Origin of the sequence: Ferruginibacter paludis, assembly GCF_030409685.1 — a bacterium.
Classification (GTDB): domain Bacteria; phylum Bacteroidota; class Bacteroidia; order Chitinophagales; family Chitinophagaceae; genus Ferruginibacter; species Ferruginibacter paludis.
Genome location: NZ_JAUFQJ010000024.1, coordinates 214,865 through 238,266 on the forward strand (window position 1 = coordinate 214,865; position 23,402 = coordinate 238,266).

The 23,402-nt window shown below is 41.8% G+C and carries 19 protein-coding genes; 13 read left to right on the forward strand and 6 right to left on the reverse strand.

The genetic code is table 11. The features are described 5' to 3' along the window. Nucleotides 1–106: 106 nt before the first annotated feature. The 13 genes from QWZ08_RS25320 to mmuM all read left to right on the forward strand — a co-directional run bounded on the left by QWZ08_RS25320 (nt 107) and on the right by mmuM (nt 16,324). Nucleotides 107–1,123 (forward strand): metallophosphoesterase, encoded by a 1,017-nt coding sequence (locus tag QWZ08_RS25320; RefSeq protein ID WP_290340480.1) that lies wholly within the window; start codon nt 107–109, stop codon nt 1,121–1,123. Nucleotides 1,124–1,488: 365 nt separating this feature from the next. Then, complete coding sequence (locus QWZ08_RS25325; protein ID WP_290340481.1) at nt 1,489–2,814, forward strand: O-acetylhomoserine aminocarboxypropyltransferase/cysteine synthase family protein; 1,326 nt, start codon at nt 1,489–1,491, stop codon at nt 2,812–2,814. Nucleotides 2,815–2,867: 53 nt separating this feature from the next. Further along, on the forward strand, nt 2,868–3,935 hold the full coding sequence (locus tag QWZ08_RS25330; RefSeq protein WP_290340482.1) for a homoserine O-acetyltransferase family protein: 1,068 nt from the start codon (nt 2,868–2,870) through the stop codon (nt 3,933–3,935). Between the two features lie 289 nt (nt 3,936–4,224). Continuing rightward, entirely contained in the window at nt 4,225–4,617 is a 393-nt protein-coding gene (locus QWZ08_RS25335; RefSeq protein ID WP_290340483.1) for a carboxypeptidase-like regulatory domain-containing protein, read from the forward strand. A gap of 23 nt (nt 4,618–4,640) precedes the next feature. Beyond that, a complete protein-coding gene (locus tag QWZ08_RS25340; protein ID WP_290340484.1) occupies nt 4,641–5,849 on the forward strand; it encodes a peroxiredoxin family protein in 1,209 nt (402 codons plus the stop codon). A gap of 27 nt (nt 5,850–5,876) precedes the next feature. Further along, complete coding sequence (locus QWZ08_RS25345; RefSeq protein ID WP_290340486.1) at nt 5,877–6,437, forward strand: DUF4395 domain-containing protein; 561 nt, start codon at nt 5,877–5,879, stop codon at nt 6,435–6,437. A gap of 456 nt (nt 6,438–6,893) precedes the next feature. Next, a complete protein-coding gene (locus QWZ08_RS25350) occupies nt 6,894–7,763 on the forward strand; it encodes a chromate resistance protein ChrB domain-containing protein (protein ID WP_290340487.1) in 870 nt (289 codons plus the stop codon). A gap of 57 nt (nt 7,764–7,820) precedes the next feature. Further along, nucleotides 7,821–9,203, forward strand: coding sequence for a TolC family protein (locus QWZ08_RS25355; protein WP_290340488.1), 1,383 nt, complete (start codon nt 7,821–7,823; stop codon nt 9,201–9,203). Nucleotides 9,204–9,208: 5 nt separating this feature from the next. Next, entirely contained in the window at nt 9,209–12,358 is a 3,150-nt protein-coding gene (locus QWZ08_RS25360; RefSeq protein ID WP_290340489.1) for an efflux RND transporter permease subunit, read from the forward strand. After that, the gene (locus QWZ08_RS25365; protein ID WP_290340490.1) at nt 12,342–13,457 is read left to right on the forward strand and encodes an efflux RND transporter periplasmic adaptor subunit; all 1,116 of its coding nucleotides are present in this window, start codon (nt 12,342–12,344) and stop codon (nt 13,455–13,457) included. Before QWZ08_RS25360 ends, QWZ08_RS25365 begins: the two co-directional genes overlap by 17 nt. A 15-nt stretch (nt 13,458–13,472) precedes the next feature. Then, on the forward strand, nt 13,473–14,645 hold the full coding sequence (locus QWZ08_RS25370; RefSeq protein ID WP_290340491.1) for a chromate transporter: 1,173 nt from the start codon (nt 13,473–13,475) through the stop codon (nt 14,643–14,645). Continuing rightward, a complete protein-coding gene (locus tag QWZ08_RS25375) occupies nt 14,642–15,367 on the forward strand; it encodes a superoxide dismutase (protein WP_290340492.1) in 726 nt (241 codons plus the stop codon). The genes QWZ08_RS25370 and QWZ08_RS25375 overlap by 4 nt, the downstream gene beginning before the upstream one ends. A 27-nt stretch (nt 15,368–15,394) precedes the next feature. Then, on the forward strand, nt 15,395–16,324 hold the full coding sequence (mmuM, locus tag QWZ08_RS25380) for a homocysteine S-methyltransferase (protein WP_290340493.1): 930 nt from the start codon (nt 15,395–15,397) through the stop codon (nt 16,322–16,324). 8 nt (nt 16,325–16,332) lie between these two features. On the opposite strand, the gene QWZ08_RS25385 is transcribed toward mmuM, so the two are convergent. The 6 genes from QWZ08_RS25385 to QWZ08_RS25410 form a co-directional block, all read right to left on the reverse strand. Next, on the reverse strand, nt 16,333–17,460 hold the full coding sequence (locus QWZ08_RS25385) for a formylglycine-generating enzyme family protein (protein WP_290340494.1): 1,128 nt from the start codon (nt 17,458–17,460) through the stop codon (nt 16,333–16,335). Nucleotides 17,461–17,587: 127 nt separating this feature from the next. Continuing rightward, the gene (locus QWZ08_RS25390) at nt 17,588–18,565 is read right to left on the reverse strand and encodes a type 2 periplasmic-binding domain-containing protein (protein WP_290340495.1); all 978 of its coding nucleotides are present in this window, start codon (nt 18,563–18,565) and stop codon (nt 17,588–17,590) included. Between the two features lie 82 nt (nt 18,566–18,647). Then, nucleotides 18,648–19,748 (reverse strand): sterol desaturase family protein, encoded by a 1,101-nt coding sequence (locus QWZ08_RS25395; protein WP_290340496.1) that lies wholly within the window; start codon nt 19,746–19,748, stop codon nt 18,648–18,650. Nucleotides 19,749–19,759: 11 nt separating this feature from the next. Next, nucleotides 19,760–19,882, reverse strand: a complete 123-nt coding sequence (locus tag QWZ08_RS25400) for a hypothetical protein (RefSeq protein WP_290340497.1) — start codon at nt 19,880–19,882, stop codon at nt 19,760–19,762. A gap of 24 nt (nt 19,883–19,906) precedes the next feature. After that, nucleotides 19,907–21,751, reverse strand: coding sequence for an arylsulfatase (locus tag QWZ08_RS25405; protein WP_290340498.1), 1,845 nt, complete (start codon nt 21,749–21,751; stop codon nt 19,907–19,909). Nucleotides 21,752–21,806: 55 nt separating this feature from the next. Beyond that, a complete protein-coding gene (locus QWZ08_RS25410) occupies nt 21,807–23,393 on the reverse strand; it encodes a RagB/SusD family nutrient uptake outer membrane protein (protein WP_290340499.1) in 1,587 nt (528 codons plus the stop codon). Between the last annotated feature and the right edge of the window lie 9 nt (nt 23,394–23,402).

Here is a 23,402-nt window from a genome sequence, read left to right on the forward strand (position 1 = left end):
TATTTACCAACCACATTTAATTTATCTGCCTTAAATTCGTGTAATTTGTGCCTTAAAATTCGTGTTCAAAACACTAGCATAACAAACAATCCACCACCGGCCATTAATGCAAAAAATACTTCAAAAAATATTCAGGCCTTTCTTTATCTGGCTTTCCGGAAAGTTTGGTTCCGATCCTAAAAAAGAAGCTGTATTTAAATCGCTTGGCAGGTTATACAACACCATCACTACCCAAAAAAAACACAGCGGCATTGTACTGGATATCGACCTGGCCACCGATAATTTTATCATCTTCAGCGATCAACACAAGGGTAATAAAGACTGGGCGGATGATTTTAAAACCAACGAGCACAATTACATTACCGCATTGCAATATTATCACCAGCAATGCTTTAATTTCATCAATTTAGGCGATGCGGAAGAGCTATGGAAATACATGCCCGACCAGGTAATTCCCGAAAACGGCGAGGCCTTACAAGCGGAAGCCAACTTTCAGGCAGACAATAAATATTACCGCACTTTTGGTAACCACGACCTGTTATGGAAAAGTAACCTGGATGTGCAACTGCACCTGAAAAATATTTTCCAAATGCCGTTACCGGTTTACGAAGGCATTGTTTTAAGAACCATTACCGAAAGTCAAAAAAAACTAAGCATCTATTTAACCCACGGCCACCAGGGCGATAAGATGAGTGACAATAATAGTTTTAGCACCTGGCTGGTGGCCCATGTGTGGTCGCCTATTCAACGCTTTTTAGAAATCAATATCAACACCCCCGCCAATGACATTTACCTGCGGGACAAGCACAACAAACTAATGTACGAATGGAGCAGTCATAAACGCAACCTCGTGCTCATCACCGGTCATACGCACAAACCGGTGTTCGCCTCAGGCAAATATTCGGTTGCGGAAGAGCACCAGATAAATGTACCGGAAACCAAAGCCACTCTAAGACCAAGCTACTTTAATACCGGCTGCTGCTGCTTCAACGATGGCGATATTACAGGTATTGAAATAGCCAATGGTTTTATAAGGTTGATCAAATGGCACAGCGAAAATAATATTCCCGCAAGAACAGTGTTGGAAGAAAAAAAGCTGGATGAAATTGAAAAGGAGTTGTAACCGCTGCCATATAAGAATTAAGCCTGAACCTGTACCATCTCACTGCAAATTGTAAAATCTTGTCGCAAAGAATTTACTGTATTCCACTTATGCTTTATCCACCAGGTTAAATTTGGGAAAATTGCCAGAATAAAATTTGGAAAAATCAACTAACCGGCTATCTTTGTCTATCAACTTAATAGACTAATGAATTCATCATTGTCATATCATCTTCGAATGTGTGTAAAACAATTGCCGGTCCATTGTTGCCAGTGGTTGCCGCGATGTTAAAATAACACCTCTTTATTATGCCAATATCCCCTGTTACCGACAAAGCATTTTGTTAAACAAATCATCCATTTATAATCATACTTAAAAAAACAGTTATGAGCCAACCACTTCATTTTGACACCTTACAATTACATGCCGGACAACAGATAGACCCCACCACCAATTCAAGGGCGGTGCCTATTTATCAAACCACATCTTATGGTTTTAAAAGCAACGAACACGCTGCCAATCTTTTTGGCCTTAAGGAATTTGGCAACATCTACACCCGTATTATGAACCCAACCACGGATGTATTTGAACAACGCATTGCAGCGCTGGAAGGTGGTGTAGCGGCGCTGGCAACAGCTTCCGGCCAGGCTGCACAATTTTTGGCATTGAATAACATTTTGCAGGCTGGTGATAATTTTATCTCTACTACTTTTTTATACGGCGGTACCCACAACCAGTTTAAGGTTGCATTTAAACGCCTCGGCATTGAGGTTAGATTTGCTGATGGAGATGATGTCGAAAGTTTTGTAAAACACATTGATAAAAATACAAAGGCCTTGTACCTGGAAACAATTGGCAATCCAAGACTCAACATACCTGATTTTGAAAAGTTTGCTGCACTTGCAAAAGAATATGATCTGCCGCTGATTGTAGACAATACATTCGGCACAGCAGGTTATCTTTTCCGCCCGCTGGAACATGGCGCCAACATTGTTGTTGAATCTGCTACCAAGTGGATTGGCGGCCATGGTACCAGCATTGGTGGCGTTATTGTTGACGGCGGAAATTACAACTGGGGCAATGGCAAATTTCCACAATTTACAGAACCGAGTGAAGGCTATCACGGATTAAAATTCTGGGAAGTTTTTGGTGAAGGCAACCCGCTCGGTTTACCCAATATTGCTTTTGCTATTCGTGCAAGAGTAGAAGGTCTGCGTGACTTCGGTCCTTCACAAAGTCCTTTTAATTCTTTTCTTCTATTGCAGGGCATAGAAACCCTGAGCCTGCGTGTACAACGCCATGTAGACAATGCGCTGACCCTGGCAACATGGCTGGAGCAACACCCTTCAGTAGAATTTGTTGAATACCCGGGACTGGAAAGCAGCCCTTACCATGCACTGGCAAAAAAATACCTGCGCAATGGTTTTGGAGGCATCCTCAATTTCGGCGTAAAAGGCGGTAAAGAAAATGCGGGTAAATTCATCAACTCCTTAAAACTGGTAAGCCACCTCGCCAATGTGGGCGATGCAAAATCACTGGCCATACATCCGGCGTCTACAACACATGAGCAGCTGAGCGCCGAAGAACAGATTATATCTGGTGTACAGCCCAACCAGGTGCGCATCAGCGTGGGCATAGAGCACATTGAAGATATCAAGGCAGATTTTGAACAGGCATTTGCAGCCGTATTTGCAAGTGAACTGGTGGCTTAAAACGATCATCAAATCAGTCCCTGTTAAAAGGAACAGTTATATAATACAACAGCATGGCAGAAATATTCAAACATACAAAACCCTTTACTTTAGAGTCTGGCATTACTTTACTGCAGTACCATCTTGCCTATACAACCTATGGCAAGCTGAATAAAAATAAGGACAATGTAGTTTGGATATTTCATGCCCTTACCGCTAACAGTGAAGCACCTGAATGGTGGCCGGGGTTAACAGGAGAAGGAAAACTGTTTGACCCGGCCAAACATTTCATCGTTTGCGTAAATATTCCCGGCAGTTGCTATGGCAGCATTGGCCCTCTCGAAATTAATTCAGCCACCAGCCAGCCCTGGTACCATGATTTTCCGTTTTTCACTACCCGTGACATGGTGCGTGCTTATCAGCCACTGAAAGATTTTTTAGGGATACAACACATTCACACCGGCATTGGTGGCTCCATGGGCGGACAGCAGTTACTGGAATGGGCTATTGAAGAACCCAGTCTTTTTAAGTATGTTATTTTACTGGCAACTAATGCCTTTCATTCACCCTGGGGCATCGCTTTTAATGCCACCCAACGGCATGCCATTGAAACAGACCCAAGCTGGATGGAAAGTAACGAAACGGCCGGCCTGAAAGGTATGATGGTGGCAAGGGAAATTGCATTGATCAGTTACCGCAATTACAATACTTACAACCTGGGGCAAACAGAAGACTCCAACGAAAAAACAGCGCATTTTAAAAGCGAGTCGTACCAGCAATACCAGGGCGTAAAACTCGCCCGCCGTTTCAATGCATTCAGTTACTATTTTTTAAGCCGGAGTATGGATGCGCACAATGTCGGCAGGCAAAGAGGCTCCGTACAGGAAGCCCTGAAACGGGTAAAAGCAAAAACACTTGTCATCAGCATCAGTTCAGATATTTTATTTCCCCCAAAAGAACAGGAGTTCATCGCCAGGCATATTGAAGGTGCGGTATACAATGCCATTGATTCTACCTTTGGCCATGATGGATTTTTGCTGGAGTTTGACCAGATCAGCCATGTGATAACCGAATTTTATAGTGCGAAAACTGACCTGGAAAAGAATTTGGCCGAAGAGAAAAACGTATTGAATACATTTTGATAAAGATCTTTATTAACTCTTGGATTTCACCTCCCCCATTTTAATATAATTAACTTTTTACTGCCAAAATTTCCGTTTATATTTGTCTACTAATTTAGTAGACTTTATTTGATATGGCAACAAATTTACTTTATTCTTTCGCACCCGTTTCTGAGTGCAGAGCTTTCCCTTCTATTAATTGCAAAAATTGGGTACTATCCAAACCTTATGGTTGTTGTTGCTGAAAAAGCACGGTCTGTTTACAACTCATTTCTTCACCTTTTTCTATTAGCAGTTAAAATATATGATCATGAAAATAGTATTCAGCTTTATCGCAGTTGCCGCATTTTTGCTGGTCACCCATTCCCATACATTCGCACAAAACAAGGGCACTGTTATCTATGGAAAAGTAATTTCTTTTGAAGAGTCTTTTCCGATAGAAGGTGTATCAGTTGCAGTTAAAGGAGCCAGCAACGCAACAGTCACACAAATCGACGGAACCTTTAGCCTTACCGTTTTACCGCCCGATAAAATACTGGTGATAAGTGGAAACGAATACCAATCAGCAGAAGTAACGATTGCAGCCAATAAAACAGCCTATGAAATTGTACTGCAACGCAAAAGCAATTCGCAGGCAAGCGTAAAAAATAGTTTATTACCTTCAACCAAATTTCAAATAACTACTGTTGCTGATAGCAGGTAAAATCAGCAAATAAATAATAAAATATGCGGCTATTTCTTTTACTGACAAGTGTCTTTTTTGTTTTCACCTCTACTGCACAACAGGGCAACTGGACTGCACAAATACACCGTCCTGATGGCAACAATATCGTGTTTACTTTTGACTGGAAAACAGAAAATGGCAAACCAGTATGGTATATAAAAAATGCCGCTGAAAAAATAAAAGTTCAGAACATTACCGCCGCCGGAGATTCACTAATCATACAGATGCCGGTCTTTGAATCCCAGTTCAGGGTGGTGGTTGCTAAAAGTATGATCAGTGGTGTATGGATAAAAAGAGGTGCGGTAAAAACGCAGGTACTGCCTTTTAATGCAACACCCGGCAATAACAGATTTGCTTCCGGTGGCAATCCTGCAAAAAACATTTCAGGCAGATGGGCTGTAACTTTTGGAGAAGGTGCCGAAGCAGAATCGTCTGTTGCAGAATTTGTACAGAAAGGCAATTTATTATCAGGTACATTTCTCAACGCCTCAGGCGACTACCGTTACCTGGAAGGTATTGTAACAAAAGACAGTTTATTACTTTCAGGTTTTGATGGCGGTCATGCTTTTCTTTTTAAAGCGGTTATTAAAGATGACAACACTATCAGCGACGGCAAATTCTATTCTGGTGGCAGCGGCAAAGAGAACTGGACAGCAGTTAAAAATGCCGATGCAAAACTGGCCACGGAATCTGTTGCGATGTTTGTAAAAGCCGGCCAGGAAAAATTGAATTTCACTTTTAAAAACCTGGAAGGAAAGCCGTTATCTATTAACGATGACCGCTTTAAAAACAAAGTAGTCATCATTCAAATTATGGGCAGCTGGTGCCCCAATTGCATGGACGAAACTGCTTTTTTAAGTGAGTACTATAACAAGAATAAACAACGTGGAGTGGAAGTAATTGCTCTCGCGTATGAGTATACTACTGACTGGCAGCGATCGCTTAACAGCCTCAAAAAATTTCAGCAACGGTTTAATGTGCAGTACCCGATTTTAAACACGGAGGTCACCGTGGGTGATAGTTTAAAAACAGAAAAAACTTTGCCGCAGGTAACCAATATCAAGTCATTTCCTTCCTCTATCATTCTTGATAAAAAGGGGAAAATACGCAAGCTGGATACAGAGTTTAACGGCCCTGCAACCGGTGTACATTACGCTGAGTACAAAAAAGAATTTGAGCAAACCGTCAACAATTTACTTAAAGAAAATTAGTTCCCCATCAAATAAAAACCAAATAGTATGGCAAATAATATTGAATGTCCGGTAGATTTTGTGACCATTAACGAAAACAAAGCCAGGGTAACCGCGGCACTTGTTTTCATTCTTACACTGGTTTATCTGTTCACCAGCTTATGGATTATCACGGCATTTTTAATGGTAGACTTTTTTGTACGCGGTTTTAATTTTGCCAGCTATAGCGTGCTTGGTTTAATCAGCGATAAACTGATAACGGTATTTTCAATCAAACAAAAACCTACCGACCGTGCACCTAAACGGTTTGCCGCAAAAATCGGCTTTCTTTTTTCTGTAGCTATTCTTTTGTTTATTGCACTCGATTTAAAAAACATTGCTTTGATACTGGCCATTGTGCTCGCAACTTTCGCCTTGCTGGAATCTGCTTTTGGCTTTTGCGCCGGTTGCCATGTATATAGTTTTTACAACAAATTTTTAAAGAGGAAAACTCGCGTTATCACCGGATTTTTCTTTCTGATTCTTATTATAAACGCTAACCTGACAACTGCACAAATAAATAAAACTGAAACCAGTTTTACCGTGGAAAATTATTATAAAGTAAAGTAGGGTTTTGCCGATGAGTTCATACATTTATGGAAGACGAACCATTACCCGCTATTGAAAAAAGCCATTGAAAAAGGTGATATCATCGGGGTTACTGCACAGCAGCCAAAACTGCACAGCGCCGAAGACACCCGCTGTGATTTTAAAGTGATCATCGTTTTTTAAAACGCAGACAAAGCATTTGATGCGGCCCTGGCAGAGCCCTATAAAAAACTGCTTTATCCGGATATAGATAAGTTGAAGAAAGATGAGCTGCATCGCTTTGAATTGCTAATTGCGCACTGGGATGTAATGGTTGATAAAGTAACACTCGACTAATCCGATAAAAGTTATTTGTCAGATAATATTTCCGTAAGATTTTTTAATGCCAGGTCTTTGCTATCTGGCATTTTTTATTTTCAATTTCTTTTTATTTATACTCACAACAACTTCATGTTATTTTGAAATACATTTGACAACATGAAATGGATCACCAGAGAGCGTCCCAAAATTGATCGCCTTGCTTGTCCCTGGCTGATCAAAAAATTCATAGACAAAAAAGCTGAATTTATTTTTGTTCCTTATGAAGCCGTATTACAAAAAGCAAAAAAAATAAAAGCCATTGCTTTCGATATTCCCGATGTTGAATTTACCCACTATGAAGACCAATGCACTTTTGATTATTTTATAAAAAAGTACAGCATTACAGATCCTGCTGTATTAATAATGGCACCCATTGTAAGGGGTGCAGACACGGACCGCCACGATATTGCCGCCGAGGCAGCAGGGTTGCTGGCTATTTCAGCCGGCCTTGCGTACAACATCACAGACGATCACGAGTTGCTGGATAAGGGGATGATGATATACGATGCCCTGTACAGTTGGGCTACACATCTGTACAGGCAAAAACATTTAAAAAACAGCCCTTTCGAAAATTTACTGCACGAAGTATATAAAAAAATACTAAAAGAAGACACGAAGCAAAATAAAAAAACACCTGACTGGGTAAACGAACTGAAGGCCATTCTACAGGACCAGGTAGATACCAATCTAATCTTCAGCTTAAAGGAATTTTCACATGAATTGGGTATACATCCCTCCTATTTGTCCAGGAAATTTGCCGAGCATTTTGATAACCTCAGCTTTGGGGATTATATCCGGAAAATACGCATTGAAAAAGCGATTGAATTAATTCAGTCAAACACACATTCGCTTACTGAAATTGCTTATCTCACCGGCTTTTCAGACCCAAGCCATTTTAACCGCATTTTCAAAAAGCACACCGGTAAAAATCCATCTGCTTTCAAAAAAGATATTAAAAAAAGTAATGCAGATACAAAAGGTAAGTAATGTTCAATTTTACTTACTTGTGGTTTGTATAGCTTTGATGATCAAACCAAATAAATTTTGAAGTACAAATTCTTTATCCTGTTGCACCTGTTTATCTTCCAATTATTTGGGAGCAGTATTACTGCGCAGGCACAAACGGATACATCGATACATTTGACTGATGCTTTGCGGCTGGGCAAAGAAAATTATCACTTGCTGAAATCAAAAAAACTGGAAATTGATGCAGCCAACAAATACGTTGATGTAATAAAATACAGCAGACTGCCCACCATTGATGCAAGCTACCAGGCAGGCTTTGGAACCGCCAATAATCTTACAGGAATATTTTATCCAAATGGCATTTTGCCAATTTCCGGACCTCCCAGTATCAATAATAATTTTAACCCCGCAACAGGAAGTGCCGCCAGCATCTTGTTAAACTGGCAGGCGGTAACTTTTGGACAGCGGGATGCACAGATCAATGTTTCTATAGCCGAAACCAACACAAAAAAAACGGAGTGGCAACAAGCATTGTTTTTACATAAAATAAATATTATCAGTATTTATCTGGATGTAGTATTAGCGGCTGAAAAAATTAAGATCCTGCAACAAAATATTGACCGTGTAAATGTCAACCTTAAACAAAGCAGGGTTTTGGCGATTACCGGCATCAAGCCTGGGGTAGATACCACCTTATTCTTATCTGAATTTTCAAAAGCAACCATTGAATTAATGAACGCACAAAGGCAGTTGCAGGTAACTCAATTGCAGATGGCGCAATTAATGGTAACTGATGCACTCCCTGTACCGGCTGACACTTTTTTAGTAAATAAATTGCCAACGTTTACTATTGCCGCTTCTGTTTCCTTAGATACAGTTCCTGTAATTCAGTTGGGCAAGAGCCAGCTTTTGCTGAGCCAGTCTAAAGAACTATTGTTAAAAAAATCGTTCCTGCCAAAACTAAATGTTTGGGGTACCGGCTTTGCCCGTGGTTCGGGTTTTCAGCCTGATGGTTCCATCAAAACATGGGATGGCCTTGGTTTGAACCGTTTTAACTATAGTGGTGGTGTACAACTTATTTTTCCCATTATGAAATATGGAGAAGTAAAAAAACAATTGATGCAACAAAATTTATTATCAAAAGCTACGCAGGAAAAAATTGAAGAAAGTAAATCTATCCTTACCATGCAGCAACGCATTGCCAACACCACTTTTAATAATACCATCGCGGTGGCAAACGAAACACAAAAGCAATTAAAATCTGCAAGGTATGCGTTTACAGCCATGCAGACGAGGTACAATACCGGACTGGTAAATTTTGCCGATCTGATACAGGCGCAATACAATTTATTAAAAGCTGAACTGGACGGTAAAACTGCTTACTGGGATGCCTGGAAGGCGCTGCTATTGCAAACAGCCGTGCTGGGAGATGAAAACATATTTTTAAAAGCAACCAGGTAAACATAATGATCAGACTAATACAATTTGCACTTCGAAAACCCATTGCCATCATCGTGTTCGTGTTGGGCATTGTATTGTTTTCTATCCTGGCGATCCGTAAAACATCCATTGATATTTTGCCTGCTATCAATGCACCTACTATTTATGTTGCCCAAACTTACGGTGGACTATCTCCCCAGCAAATGGAAGGTTTTATTACCTCATATTACGAGTACCATTTTTTGTATATCACGGGTATTAAAGCAGTAGAAAGTAAATCTATACAAGGACTCTGTTTGGTAAAATTACAATTTCATGAAGGCACTGATATGGCCAATGCAATGGCCGAAGTAATATCTTATGTGAGCCGTGCCCGTTCCTTTATGCCGCCTGGTACATTGCCCCCCTTCGTAATGCGGTACGATGCTGGCTCTGTTCCGGTTGGACAGTTGGTATTTACAAGTGAAAGCCGTTCACTAAATGAAATTCAGGACCTGGCTTTGTTTAAAGTAAGGCCCATGTTTGCAGCACTGGCGGGTGTTTCAGCGCCACCGCCCATTGGTGGCAACCAACGCACGGTTATTATTAAAGCAGATCCGGAAAGGTTGAGAAGTTACAACATTACTGCCGAGGAACTGGTGGCTGCTATCGCAAAAAATAACCCTATCCTTCCTGCAGGTAATATCCGTTCAGGTGATAAAGCGATCATTACACCATCCAACAGCGTGGTAGATAATTTTAAAGAGCTGGAAAATGTAACGGTTAAAAATATTGACGGCACTACTGTATTGGTAAGAGACCTTGCTACGGTTGATAACGGTGCAGATGTAACTACAGGATATGCATTGATCAATGGTAAACGTTCTGTTTATATTCCTGTTACAAAAAGAGCGGATGCTTCTACCTGGGATGTAGTTCAGTCAGTTAAAAAAGCGTTGCCGGATATGCAGGCCTCCATACCGGAAGATATAAAAGTTAGTTACGAATTTGACCAGTCGGGTTATGTCATTAACTCGTTAAAAAGTTTATTGTACGAAGGCTTGTTGGGAGCATTGCTCACCGGCTTAATGGTATTGTTGTTTTTAAGAGATATAAGAAGTGCCATCATTGTTGTGATAAATATTCCACTGGCATTAGTTAGCTCTCTTGTTTGTTTGTACCTGGCAGGGCAAACAATTAATATAATGACTCTTGGTGGCCTGGCTTTGGCAGTTGGCATTCTGGTAGATGAGTCTACCGTTACCATTGAAAATATCCACCATCATCTTGATATGGGTAAAGTAAGATCCAGGGCTATCTGGGATGCCTGCCAGGAAATCGCAGTACCAAAATTATTGATAGTGCTAAGCATCCTTGCTGTATTTGTTCCTGCTTTATTTATGACTGGTGTGCCGAGGTCAATGTTTATGCCGCTTTCTATGGCGGTAGCATTTGCTATGATCGCTTCTTTTTTATTATCGCAAACTTTAGTGCCGGTATTATCAAACTGGTTATTAAAAAAAGGAATAGTAAAAGAGAGTGAACAAACGCTTGTTAAAACAAAACAGCGTTTATCTTCCTTCATTCAAACACTAACTCACCTGCGTTACATAGTTGTACCCTTATTAATAATTTTTTTATTGGCTGGTGCATACATTGGATTTAAAAGTGCAGGCACAGAAATATTCCCGAAAGTAGATGCCGGTCAATTGCAGCTAAGACTGAGAATGCCTGCCGGTACAAGGATCGAAAGAACAGAAGATGCTACCAAAAAAACATTGACCATTATTGATAGCCTTGCAGGTAAAAAAAATGTAGCCATCACTTCTGCTTTTGTCGGGCTTCATCCACAATCTTATGCCATCACACCAATTTTTTTATACACCAGCGGGCCACATGAAGCATTGATAAAAGTGAATCTTGTAAAAGGTACCGGCATCAACATCGAAAACCTTAAAGAACAATTGCGATCATCTGTTTTAAAAAATATTCCCGGGGCTACCCTTTCTTTTGAACCGGCCAACCTGGTTGACCAGGTGATGAGTCTTGGCGCCAGCAACGCTATTGAAGTGGTAGTGCAGGGAAAAAATTTAGCACAGAGCCGGGAGATCGCTGAGAAATTGAAAGCATCGTTAAATAAAATTAATTACCTCCGCGATGTACAGATAGCACAACCGCTTGATTACCCTACGCTGCAAATTAATTACGACAGGCTGAGAACGGGGCAAATGGGCTTAACAGTTGACCAGGCTGGTAAGTCAGTTTTGGAAGCCACTTCCTCCAGCCGTTTAACACAGCCGGTTTACTGGTTGGATAAAGCAGCCGGTAATGCATACCAGGTGCAGGTAGAATATCCCCAACTTGCCATGAGTACACCGGAACAATTAGACCAGGTACCCGTTGGTAAATCAGGCGATAATACCGTTTATCTCAGAGATATTGCGGAGTTGAAAAAAGGAAATTCCATTGGTGAGTACGACCGCATTAATCAACAAAGGTTCATCACCGTAACTGCAAACATTCATAAACAAGACCTGGGAAAAGCAGTTGCTGATGTAAATACCACCATCAAAAATTCAGGCGAATTACCACAAGGCGTGAAAGTGTACCTGCGTGGGCAGTCGGAAATTTTAGAACAAACCATCAGTGAATTGTCTATTGGCCTGTTACTGGCCATTGTGGTGATCGCTTTAATATTTACCGCTTATTTTCAATCTTTCAAACTGGCATTGACTGTATTGTCGGCATTGCCTGGTGTAATTGCCGGCTCCATGTTTTTGTTATGGATAACAGGCAACACTTTAAATATTCAATCTTTCATGGGCTGTATTATGGCCATTGGTGTAGCGGTTTCCAATGCCATTTTACTAGTGTCAAATGCAGAACTTATCCGTTCGCAACAAACCAATATTTTATCTATTGGCACACAGGCAGCCACCAATCGCCTGCGGCCAATTTTAATGACAAGCCTTGCTATGGTGGCAGGTATGTTGCCGATGGCATTGGGTTTGGGTGAGAGTGGCCAGCAAACAGCACCGTTGGGTATTGCCGTAATCGGCGGTTTATTGTTCAGTACCATTATCACCTTGTGTTTAGTACCGTTGGTGTATGACTCGATGATGGGCAACAATAAACCAACTAATACATCGCTTGACCCTACTGACGAAAATTCAATTTATTATGACAGCAATATTTAAATATACAAGCGATATGAAAATTATTACAGCCATCTTTTTATTAATGGCATTTGCCTCCTGCGACCAGCAGGATGAAAAGACAAGCGCTAAAAAAGAGGAGGCCAAAACAGATTCGGTAAAAGTATTTTTGGTGGCATTGGATTCAGCGAAAAAAACGCTTGCCTTGCCGGGGGAATTGACTGCCAACGAAAATGTACAGATCCGTGCAAAAGTGCAGGGCTACATCCGCAAGCTGAATGCAGACATTGGTTCCAAAGTCAGCAAAGGGCAAATACTGGCTTTAATTGATGCTCCGGAAATCAATACCCGTTTGCAGGAACTGAATGAAAAAGTAAACGCAGCACAATCCCGTTATCAAGCCAGTAAAGATTATTATGAAAGAATTTCCATCGCCTCTAAAACAGATGGTGTAATAGCTCCCACCGAATTACAAAAATCAAAAAACCAGATGCAGGCGGATGAGTCTGAACAAAATGCTGCCCGTTTTGCAGCTTCTTCTTACCGGCAGGTTGGCGGCTATCTTGCTATCATTGCTCCCTATAATGGCATCATCACCAAAAGAAATATTGAAGTAGGTTCCTTTGTTGGCAACGCCGGTGAAAAACCGCTATTTGAACTGGAAGACAATGCCGTTCTCCGGTTAAAAGTACCGGTGCCGGAAATTTATACTGGGGCGGTTTTGTTAGATAATTCCTGTGAGTTAACTACCCGTGCTTTTCCTGATAAAAAATTTAAAGCAAAGCTGGTCCGCAAAGCAGGCAGCATAGATGAAGCCACCCGCAGCGAAGTGTGGGAGTTTGAAATACCCAATACCGGCAGGGAATTGAAAGCGGGCAGTTATGCAGATGTGAAATTATTTTTTCTTCGTTCAGGCAAATCACTGGTAGTGCCGGTAGCTGCGGTCGTTACAACTTTAGAAAAGAAATTTGTTATAAAAGTAACTGGCAATACAACACAATGGATAGATGTAAGAACAGGTTTTAATATGGGTGATAAAGTGGAAATATTTGGTGAGATAAATGCGGGCGATACACTCGTATTAAAGCCAACAGAAGAACTGAAAGGTGGCACTAAAGTGATAGCTAAATTATCCAATTGAATAAAATTGTATAAAATGGATGAGCAAAACAAACAGTCTTATACACTGCAACAACTGGTACTGTATTTTTTAAAACTGGGCACAACCGGGTTTGGTGGTCCCGTTGCGCTGGTAGGCTACATGCATAAAGACCTTGTAGAAAAAAGGGGATGGATATCAGAAGAAGAATATAAGCAGGGATTGGCCTTGGCACAACTAGCTCCCGGCCCGCTGGCTGCTCAATTAGCCATTTACCTGGGTTTTGTACATCATAAAATTGCAGGGGCCACATTGGCCGGTATTGCTTTTGTAATTCCTTCTTTTATAATGGTGGTATTGTTGGGCATGGCCTATAAATTATACGGCGGACTCGTTTGGATGCAGGCTGTATTTTATGGTGTAGGAGCAGCTGTTATCGGTATCATTACAAATAGTTCTTACAAACTCACTACCAAATCGGTCGGCCAGTTTAACCTGGCTTCTTTTAAACAACATTGGCTGCTATGGCTGTTTTATATCGCAGCAGCAATCATTACTTTTATTACCCAACATGAGCAGCTGTTGCTGTTTGTTGGTGCAGGTCTTATTTATATGTTTGTAAAAGCACCCCCCAAATGGTTCAGCAATAAAACGGTCAATACGTTTGTTCTTTTACAGATTGGTTTCTGGAATTATGAAGCCGGTACATTGGGTAAAATAGCCATCTTCTTTGCCAAAGCCGGCGCCTTTGTTTTTGGAAGCGGCCTGGCCATTGTTCCCTTTTTACATGCGGGTGTTGTAACAGAAAATCATTGGTTAAATGAACAACAATTTGTAGATGCGGTAGCCGTAGCCATGATCACGCCCGGCCCGGTGGTAATTACCGTTGGTTTTATCGGTTACCTGATAGCCGGTTTTCCTGGTGCCTCAGTTGCGGCACTGGCCACTTTTTTTCCTTGTTACCTGTTTACCATTATACCAGCTCCCTATTTTAAAAAGATAGCAAAAAATCAATCCATCAAAGCATTTGTAGACGGCATTACAGCCGCTGTGGTTGGTGCATTGGTTGGCTCTGTTGTTGTAATTGCCTCCAGGAGTATCACCGATATTACAACGGCCGTCATAGCCGCAATAACAATTACCGCCTTATTTGTTAACAAAAAAATTCATGAGCCCTACGTAATTTTAGTCGCCGCACTATTGGGCATCATCATAAAAATAGTTGTATGAACAGAAAGCATTTTTTAAAAGCAGGAAGTTTAGCCGGAGCCGCCACTTTTTTGGGAACCAACACCGCCTTTGCAAAAAACCTGGCCGACAATTCCATAGACAAACTCGTGGATGCAAATGGCAATTATATCCAGTCGGCATTGCCCTACAGTGAAAGCTTTTTGGAACCTTATATGGATGCGGAAACCATGCACCTGCATTATACCTTTCATCATGGCGGTGCGGTAAAAGGAGCCAATAAAGATTTGCAGATGATTAAAAAAGGGCTGGATGATAACAACCTCGAAACGGTAGATTTCTGGACCAAAAAATTATCCTATCATTTTTCATCGCATATTTTACACTCCATCTTCTGGACAAATCTTACCAATAAAAAAACAGTACCCACCAGTGATTTATTAAAACGCATTGAGAAAAATTTTGGCAGCAACGAACGCTTAAAATCATTGATTTCAGAAACCTCCAAAAATGTGGATGGCAATGGATGGGGCATCGTGGCTTATCAACCTTACAGCGATAGCCTGACAGTTTTGCAATGTGAGAACCACGAAAAACTTACTCAATGGGGCGCCATTCCATTATTGGTGATTGATGTTTGGGAGCATGCCTATTATTTAAAATACAAAAACAAACGCACTGATTTTGTTGATGCACTGTTCAATATTATCAACTGGGATAATGTGGCGCAACGATTGGATACCGCTGTGAAGCTGACAAAATAAGACTGTGCTTTTACCGATACACCATATATGAAAAATCTGTTTGCGCCATTTATAGCCGATAAAGGAATTGTAATTTCAGATGGCGCAATGGCTACCGAACTGGAAGCACGTGGAGCCGATCTGAATCATGCCTTATGGTCGGCGAAATTGCTGAAAGAAGATCCGCAATTGATTCAGCAGGTACATCATGATTATTTGATGGCTGGTGCTGATATTGTTACTACCGCAAGTTACCAGGCAAGTTTCGAAGGCTTTGAAAAAAATGGCTACACAAAAGAGCAGGCAATTGAATTGATGCAGCTGAGTGTAACACTGGCCATTAATGCCCGCAACGAAGCGATGAAAACTGTATCCCGTAAAACACAACCGCTGGTTGCCGCCTCTGTAGGGCCATACGGCGCATCCCTGGCTGATGGATCTGAATACCGCGGTAATTATGGCGTTACCATTGCAGCATTAAAAACATTTCACCTGGCGCGTTTAAAAGTATTGATTGATGCCGGGGCTGATTTCCTGGCCTGCGAAACAATCCCCTGTATTGATGAAGCAATTGCCCTTGTTGAATTACTTACAGAATTTCCCGGCGTGTATGCATGGATCAGTTTTAGTTGCAAGGATGAAACGCATATCAGCAGCGGCGAAAATTTTGCTGATGCGATAAAGCTCGTCAGCCAAAGCCCGCAAGTTATTGCTGCCGGTGTCAATTGCACGGCGCCTCAATACATCGTATCCCTGATGACAATCGCTTCGGGGCAAACTAATAAACCGATAGTTGTCTATCCCAACAAAGGCGAAACCTGGGATGCCGCCAATAAATGCTGGTTGCCCGATACAACACATCACAATCACTTTATTGATGATGCGAAAAGTTGGTTTGCAGCCGGTGCAACAATTATCGGAGGCTGCTGCCGAACAACACCGGACGATATCCGGCAGCTTCAAGAGCTGGCTTTATAGCTACCCATCTAGTTAACATCCTTCACACACCGGAATCCTAAATTGTTGCCAGCACTGGAGGTTTCACCCTTGCCCCTGCTGCTTGCTTTGTACCGGATGCAATACTGGTCGCTGCAAATAAATGAACCGCCCCGTTGTACATGTTTTTCAAGCCCGGGCTCATCGGGGTCAAGACTATCGGCTGGTCCTTTTGGGTTATTGACAGGGCTGCTTTTATAATAATCCGGCCGGTATAAATCACTGCACCATTCCCACACATTACCATCCATATCATACAATCCATACGGGTTGGGAGGAAAAGATTTTACCGGTGCCACGCCGCTGTATCCATCTTCTTTTGTATTGTGATCCGGGAAATTCCCCTGGTAAATATTGGCCACCCATTTACCGCCGGGCTTCAACTCATTACCCCAATAGTATTTAGTAGCGGGCCTTCCAGCCCTCGCGGCAAATTCCCATTCCGCTTCAGTAGGCAATCTTTTACCTGCCCACTTTGCATAAGCCGATGCATCTGCGTAGCATATCTGTACAACGGGTTCTTTTTCTTTTCCTGCAATGGAACTTGACGGACCGCGGGGATGTCTCCAGTTAGCACCGGGCATATACACCCACCATTGATAAGGATCTTCCAGTGAAACAGGTTTGTCGGTTGGCGTAAATACCGCAGAACCCGGCACCAATTTTTCTTTTGCAGCACCCGAATAATCTTTCGGATTCAAAGGACGTTCGGCAATTGTTTTATAACCTGTCGCCTTGACGAATTTTTTAAACTGTGCATTCGTTACCTCATGTTCGTCCATCAGGAATGGCTTTACAGTAACACTATGAATGGGATTACAATCTTCATATTCATCCGTGCCCATTTGAAATGTTCCGCCTGGGATTAATTTCATTTCTTCACCGAGACTGTTATCAGCAACAACACTATTTTCAAACGACACCATTTTAAAGGCAAATGAACGGGAAGGTATTTTTGCGGATGTACTTACACAGGCTATACAGCTTAATTTTTCATGGGCGACTAAACCAGCTACCGCATCGTTGCCTCTTTTCTTTTTTGTAAAAGCCGTAATTAAGGTAATGCATGCAATGGTTGCTATTATCAGTATTGCCCTATTAAAATTTAATTGCTTCATGGTTATTCTTCGTGTTTAAATGGAAAACAATGCTGACCGGACATGTGCTTTGTCCATCTATTAAACCTATCACGTGGTTTATATCAAGTAACAATTTTATCCGGTCTCAACCGGACCGGGTAACAGTTTACTGACTAATAGTTTTTATGTCGCCTTTTATAGTATTACTTTTTAACCCAGCCAAAGAAGGCGTACACGATTTTAACACAGCTGTTTTAACGAGCAACGCCTGCTCCTGTTGTACGGTGGCAGCACTTAAATTCAGCAGGCCAAATTGATGATTGAATTGCTGGCCTTTTGTAATTACCCACGTTAAAAAATCAGTCACTAACTGGTGATTTTTTGTTGCACTGAAAATTACATTTACATTTTCTGTTGGAATTTTGGGATGATTTGTTTTTTCAACAAATAACACTACCCCATCCAATGTTGCATATATTTTCTCCTCTGCATCTATCTTTCCATTCTCGTTTAAATCAATCGGAACGATTGCGATGCTGTCATTCACTTTTCTGGTCTGAATATCGTAGATAATGCCCAGACTGTTGTGAGACACCGCATTGACATCGGCTTTTACAGCTTCCAGCAAATCCTGGTCATCGCCGGCTACGCCCGTTCCTTTTATATCCTTATGATCACCACCAAAGTGATTGGCAAATGCCACGGAAGAACAGGCGGCTTTCTGGCGCTTGTACACTGTATACGGGCTATTGAAACCTTTAACGCCGGAACTTGTATCCGTAAAATAAATCTGCCTGAAATTTGCTTCTGTAAAGCCTTTCCCGGTAAGTGTATTTAAATCGGGCTTTGCACTATTTACAACCGGCAGCTGCACGTACCGGGTTAGGGCAACACTGGTTTGCCCGTCCTTTACATCACCAGGTTTTAATATGTGTGATGCAATCAAAATATCGGCACTGTCGGCCGGTATGCCAGATGCTACCTGGATGGTAACTTGCGGATGAATTTTTCTATACTCCTCCGCCCATTTTTTAAATACGGGAAATGTAAACCTTGTTCCGGTAATGCGCAGCGTTGAAGCAGTTTGCGCTTTACCTGTTGTAAAGAGTAGTGCAAGCAGCGCAAAAAACATTGTCTTTTTCATTGTGCTCTTTTTTAAAAGCACAATGGCCGTATAAGACGACCATCATGCATGTGTGTATTTAACCAAAACCGACTACCATGATTTATGCAACAGCCTCTCTTTTTAATTGCTCCGAAACATACAGATCGGATTCATCAAAAAGTACCGGACCTACTTCGTCGCCAACCTCGGGCCCGTTAGCAGAAAGTTCACTCCCTGCCACTTTCGACTTAAAGATGGGCCATAAGAATTGTGCATACCATTCTTCCTGTTTGTAAAATTTAATACCAAAGGTTGTTGGATACTTGCGGGTGATGATGCCCGTTTTAAAAATTACATCCCACAAAAAAAACATGTTGCCAAAATTGCCCTTGTAGTTACCAACACCATCACCAACGGTGTCGGCATGGTGCGACTGGTGCGTAGCAGGTGTAGATATCAATCTTTCCAATACCCATGCTACCGGGTGCAATGCCTTGTATTTATAAAATGGTTTGTCCCAGGCAATACTTGAATGTGCTGAAAGCGTAATGAAAGATTTGATAACGGTCACCACCAATGCCGGAAAACCGAGCCCCAGGTAAATGAGTGCCGCCGTTAAATAGATCTGCGAAAAGAAAACCGTGTAAATAAAATTCTGCCTGCTCGCCATGGCCATACCCATGTAAGGAGCTGAGTGATGCGTACGGTGAAAACGCCATAAAAAAGGCACCTGGTGATGCAGGCGGTGGTACCAGTACTGTGTTAAATCATCTGCCACAGCGATGATAAAAAAGCCCGCCCAGAAAGGCACCCAGGAAAACTCGTTGGCAAGGCCTGGCAATATCAACGGCAACAATTTCAAACTAAAAAATGCAGTTACCGGTGGCAGTAAAAACTTAGGCGCTAAAAAACAAACGATGTCCACCTTGCGCTCACTTTTTGTCCATTTGTTGTCATACAAACCAAGTGCAAATTCTATTGCACCCAATACAAGTGCAATTACCAGGAAGCCCCAGGACCTGATATTTTTCAATGCAGGTTCTAAAAACTTAAACACGGCCGGCACATCCACATTCGCCGGTTGATGCGTATTGTTTACCCAGGGCGTTTGACCCTTGATTGCGAAATATGCAAACAGGGCAACCACGGGAAGTGCATAAATGAAAAGGCTTACGCCAATGTCTTTCCCAATTTTTTTTGCTAAAACTTTATCCAGCGCCATAATGGTTTGTTTTATTTATTTAATAATAGTTTTACGAGTAATAATCCGCCGGCGATGATGATCAGCGGCAAAACAAAAATTAAAAATCCAACAAGTATCTTCTTTGAAATAATGTTTACATCTGTCAGCGTCATAACAATTGATTTATCTTTTATAAATTATTTTATTGGTGCCTGTGTATCGCTTCCATTTGGATGATGGATTTTTTTATTGTTCACATCGTGCCAGTCAATCAATGGATACAGGTGATTTTTTTCTGCCTGCTGATCAAATATTTTTTTCAGCTCTGCTAACTTCTCCGGGTATTTTTTTGCCAGGTTATTGCGTTCATTAAAGTCTTCATTCAGATTGTAGAGTTCCCATACATCATCATCAAAGCTCTTGTCTGCAACTGTTTCGCCCGGCTTAAAATCAAAATCAACATTGTCCGGATGATGTGCTGCTTCAGCCTTCCAGCCATTGTAATAAATAGAGCGGGAACCAAAGATGTAATAGTGCTGTATGGTATGCCTGGAGGGCGCTTTTGCATCAGCAAAAGAATACAGCAACGATGTTCCCTGGATGCTATCCTGCTTAATACCCCTTACATATTCTGGTGTATTGATTTTTAAAAACTCTAATGTAGTGGGCAGCAGATCTATTACATGGCCATACTGATTACGGATGCCACCTTTCTCTTTTATATTTTTTGGGTTGAAAATAATGAGCGGGTTATGTGTTCCACCTTCTGCATCCGCATCCTGTTTCCATTCCCTGAAAGGGGTATTGGCTGCCTGCGCCCATCCCAACGGATAATTGGCAAACCCTGCTGCTGTACCGATGGAATCAATATTCACCAAATTTGTTTTTAAATAATCAGCCTGCGTTTTTTTGCGGGCGGAGTTTGTTGCAGGCGTTATAGAACCTTCCAACGTACCCTCCTTGCTGGCGCCATTATCGCCGATGATGGCATATACAATTGTGTTGTCCAGCAAATTATTTTCTCTTAAATAATTTATTACCCTGCCTATCTGAAAATCAGTGTACGTCAGGTAACCTGCATACACTTCAAAAAAACGGGCGAACAATTTTTTCTGATCTGAAGACAGCGAGCTCCACTCCTGCACTCTTGCATTGCGTAGTGGCAGCTGCGCATTGGCTGGTATGATGCCCTGCTTTTTTTGATTGGCAAAAACCTTTTCGCGGAATACATCCCATCCTTCATCAAACTTTCCTTTGTACTGATCGCTCCAGTATTTATCTACCTGGTGCGGTGCATGCGTTGCGCCCGGTGAATAATATAAAAAGAAAGGCTTACCCGGTGCATTCTTTTGCTGGCGTGCAATGTAGCTGATCGCCTTATCTGTCATTTGCTCACTTAAGTGTCGCCCATCAGGCGTAACGTGCGCATTGTCTTCAACCAGATCGGGTTTATACTGATCTGTTTGCGATCCTAAAAATCCAAAGAAATGTTCAAAGCCTTTGCCGGACGGCCAGTGGTCAAACGGACCAGCATCTGTGGATTCTTCATCTGGTGTAACACCATACTTGCCTACTGCAAATGTGTTGTATCCATTGTCCCGGAGTATCTCTGCAATGGTGCCATCTTTTGCAGGAAGCCTTCCATCATAACCAGGAAAACCAGCAGACAAAGCAATATGAGAGAAGCCGCCCACATGAACGAAATGACTGTTGCGCCCGGTTAACAATGCCGATCTTGTTGGAGCGCAAATGGCACAGGTATGAAAGTTGGTATAGCGTAAACCGTTGTTGGCAAGACTATCCAATACGGGGGTACGGATTAAACCCCCAAACGCACTGGAAGCACCAAAGCCCACATCATCTAAAATTATCCATACAACATTGGGTGCTCCGGCAGGTGCTTTTACAGGTGCCGCCCACCACTCTTTTGATTCACCCAGTGTTTTGCCGATAACACCTTTAAATTCGGTATCATTTTGCGCTTTTGCCACCAACGGCAACAAGCCAATAACTATGATTGCGTATGCAATTGTTTTTTTCATTTGTTGTTTTTATTATGCTCTTAAAATATTAGTCAGTTATGTTGATTGAGATAAATTACCAGCCCGGGTTTTGTTTAAAATTTGGATTGGTGCCACCATACAAATCAATTTCTGTTTGTGGTATAGGGAACAAGGTATCCTTTAATGTAGCGGCCGCTTTTGGATTTCCGGGCATGCTTTTTACAGCATCTAAATAATACTGACCGGGGCCTCTGTCTGTTCTTCTAACCAAATCAAACCAGCGCTGGCTTTCCTGTATAAACTCTCTTCTTCTTTCTATAAAAACAGAATCCCTGAAACCTGCCTGGCTTAAATCTGATGGTAAATCATACGCATCTTTTGAATAATTGCCATTACCACTGTAGGAGTTAAAAGCCCTGCCACGAACAATATTGATGGCATGGTACGCATCCGGCGTTGGTGCGCCGTTGATTTCATTCAGCACTTCTGCATACAATAACAACACATCCGCATAACGCAGTACCGGAAAATTAACCTTGCTGCTACCATTTTGGCTGCCGGGAAGTGCTGCTGTAAAGCCGGGACTCTGATCAACAAATTTTAAGAAATTATAGAACGGCCATCTGGCCCATTTTTGTGTTGACTGATTATACAATGAATCATAAAAAGTTGTGGAGCGGCGCTGGTCTTCTGCATTGAATAAATTTTCTATCACGGATGCATCAGCAGGTATATCTGCTGTATACGCAGACGTACTCCAGGTAAAAGAACTAAGGCTTTGGTTGCTTACAAAACCGCCGGTGGTGCCATTAAACTGTGCTGAGAAAATATGTTCTTTACCATTTTTTGTTGCGGGCTGAAACACATCTGCAAATTTTGAAAAAAGATCATAGCCATAATTGCCAGTTGTATTTGTAAAACCGGTACCCGATGAAATAACTTTTTCCAACTCAGTTTTTGCTTTGTCCCATTCGTAATGCGTTGTATATACTTTGGCCAGCAAAGCATGTGCTGCACCGCTTGTAACACGTCCCACATTTGCGCCGAAGTAAGTATCCGGTAACAGCGTTGCCGAATCCAGGTCAGCCTTTATCTGCAGGTAAACCGAATCTTTTGGCGTTCTGTTTATTTTCAATTCGCTTATGTTGAAGGAGCTCAGATCGTGCAACACTACAGGCACATCACCAAATAAACGAACGAGGTTAAAATAGCCCAGGGCCCTTATAAACCTTGCTTCTCTTACCAGGTTCAATGCACTGTGCGAAGGATCTACAAACTGCGCCGCAGGTATTTCCGGAATTTTATCAATAGCAATATTTGCTTTGTTAATACTCCAGTATAACTGCCCGTATATTTTACGCACCCGGTCGTTGGTGCTTACATAAGTTGCCGTGCCCAAAGCCCTCACATCAGGGTTGGTATTGGAGGGACTGTACACCTGGTTATCACTTGGATTATCTACCAGCAAATTCAGGTTACGACCATAGATTGCAAAATCATTGTTGATATCGGTGGTGAGGGTGCTGTAAACTGCCGTAACCGCTGCAACAGCGTCCGACTGTGTTTGATAAAAGCTTCCCGGTGTTAAGTTGCCGAGTGGATTTTCTTTCAGCTTATTGCAGGAGGTTAACAAGCCACCCGATAAAACTGCTACAAAAGATGCTATAATTATTTGTTTCATTGTATACTT

Bases quoted from the DNA above. Each gene is read 5' to 3' on its own strand.
- QWZ08_RS25320 (WP_290340480.1), top strand. From the start codon at position 107: ATGCAAAAAATACTTCAAAAAATATTCAGGCCTTTCTTTATCTGGCTT.
- QWZ08_RS25325 (WP_290340481.1), top strand. From the start codon at position 1,489: ATGAGCCAACCACTTCATTTTGACACCTTACAATTACATGCCGGACAA.
- QWZ08_RS25330 (WP_290340482.1), top strand. From the start codon at position 2,868: ATGGCAGAAATATTCAAACATACAAAACCCTTTACTTTAGAGTCTGGC.
- QWZ08_RS25335 (WP_290340483.1), top strand. From the start codon at position 4,225: ATGAAAATAGTATTCAGCTTTATCGCAGTTGCCGCATTTTTGCTGGTC.
- QWZ08_RS25340 (WP_290340484.1), top strand. From the start codon at position 4,641: ATGCGGCTATTTCTTTTACTGACAAGTGTCTTTTTTGTTTTCACCTCT.
- QWZ08_RS25345 (WP_290340486.1), top strand. From the start codon at position 5,877: ATGGCAAATAATATTGAATGTCCGGTAGATTTTGTGACCATTAACGAA.
- QWZ08_RS25350 (WP_290340487.1), top strand. From the start codon at position 6,894: ATGAAATGGATCACCAGAGAGCGTCCCAAAATTGATCGCCTTGCTTGT.
- QWZ08_RS25360 (WP_290340489.1), top strand. From the start codon at position 9,209: ATGATCAGACTAATACAATTTGCACTTCGAAAACCCATTGCCATCATC.
- QWZ08_RS25365 (WP_290340490.1), top strand. From the start codon at position 12,342: ATGACAGCAATATTTAAATATACAAGCGATATGAAAATTATTACAGCC.
- QWZ08_RS25370 (WP_290340491.1), top strand. From the start codon at position 13,473: ATGGATGAGCAAAACAAACAGTCTTATACACTGCAACAACTGGTACTG.
- QWZ08_RS25375 (WP_290340492.1), top strand. From the start codon at position 14,642: ATGAACAGAAAGCATTTTTTAAAAGCAGGAAGTTTAGCCGGAGCCGCC.
- mmuM (WP_290340493.1), top strand. From the start codon at position 15,395: ATGAAAAATCTGTTTGCGCCATTTATAGCCGATAAAGGAATTGTAATT.
- QWZ08_RS25385 (WP_290340494.1), bottom strand. From the start codon at position 17,460: ATGAAGCAATTAAATTTTAATAGGGCAATACTGATAATAGCAACCATT.
- QWZ08_RS25390 (WP_290340495.1), bottom strand. From the start codon at position 18,565: ATGAAAAAGACAATGTTTTTTGCGCTGCTTGCACTACTCTTTACAACA.
- QWZ08_RS25395 (WP_290340496.1), bottom strand. From the start codon at position 19,748: ATGGCGCTGGATAAAGTTTTAGCAAAAAAAATTGGGAAAGACATTGGC.
- QWZ08_RS25400 (WP_290340497.1), bottom strand. From the start codon at position 19,882: ATGACGCTGACAGATGTAAACATTATTTCAAAGAAGATACTTGTTGGA.
- QWZ08_RS25405 (WP_290340498.1), bottom strand. From the start codon at position 21,751: ATGAAAAAAACAATTGCATACGCAATCATAGTTATTGGCTTGTTGCCG.
- QWZ08_RS25410 (WP_290340499.1), bottom strand. From the start codon at position 23,393: ATGAAACAAATAATTATAGCATCTTTTGTAGCAGTTTTATCGGGTGGC.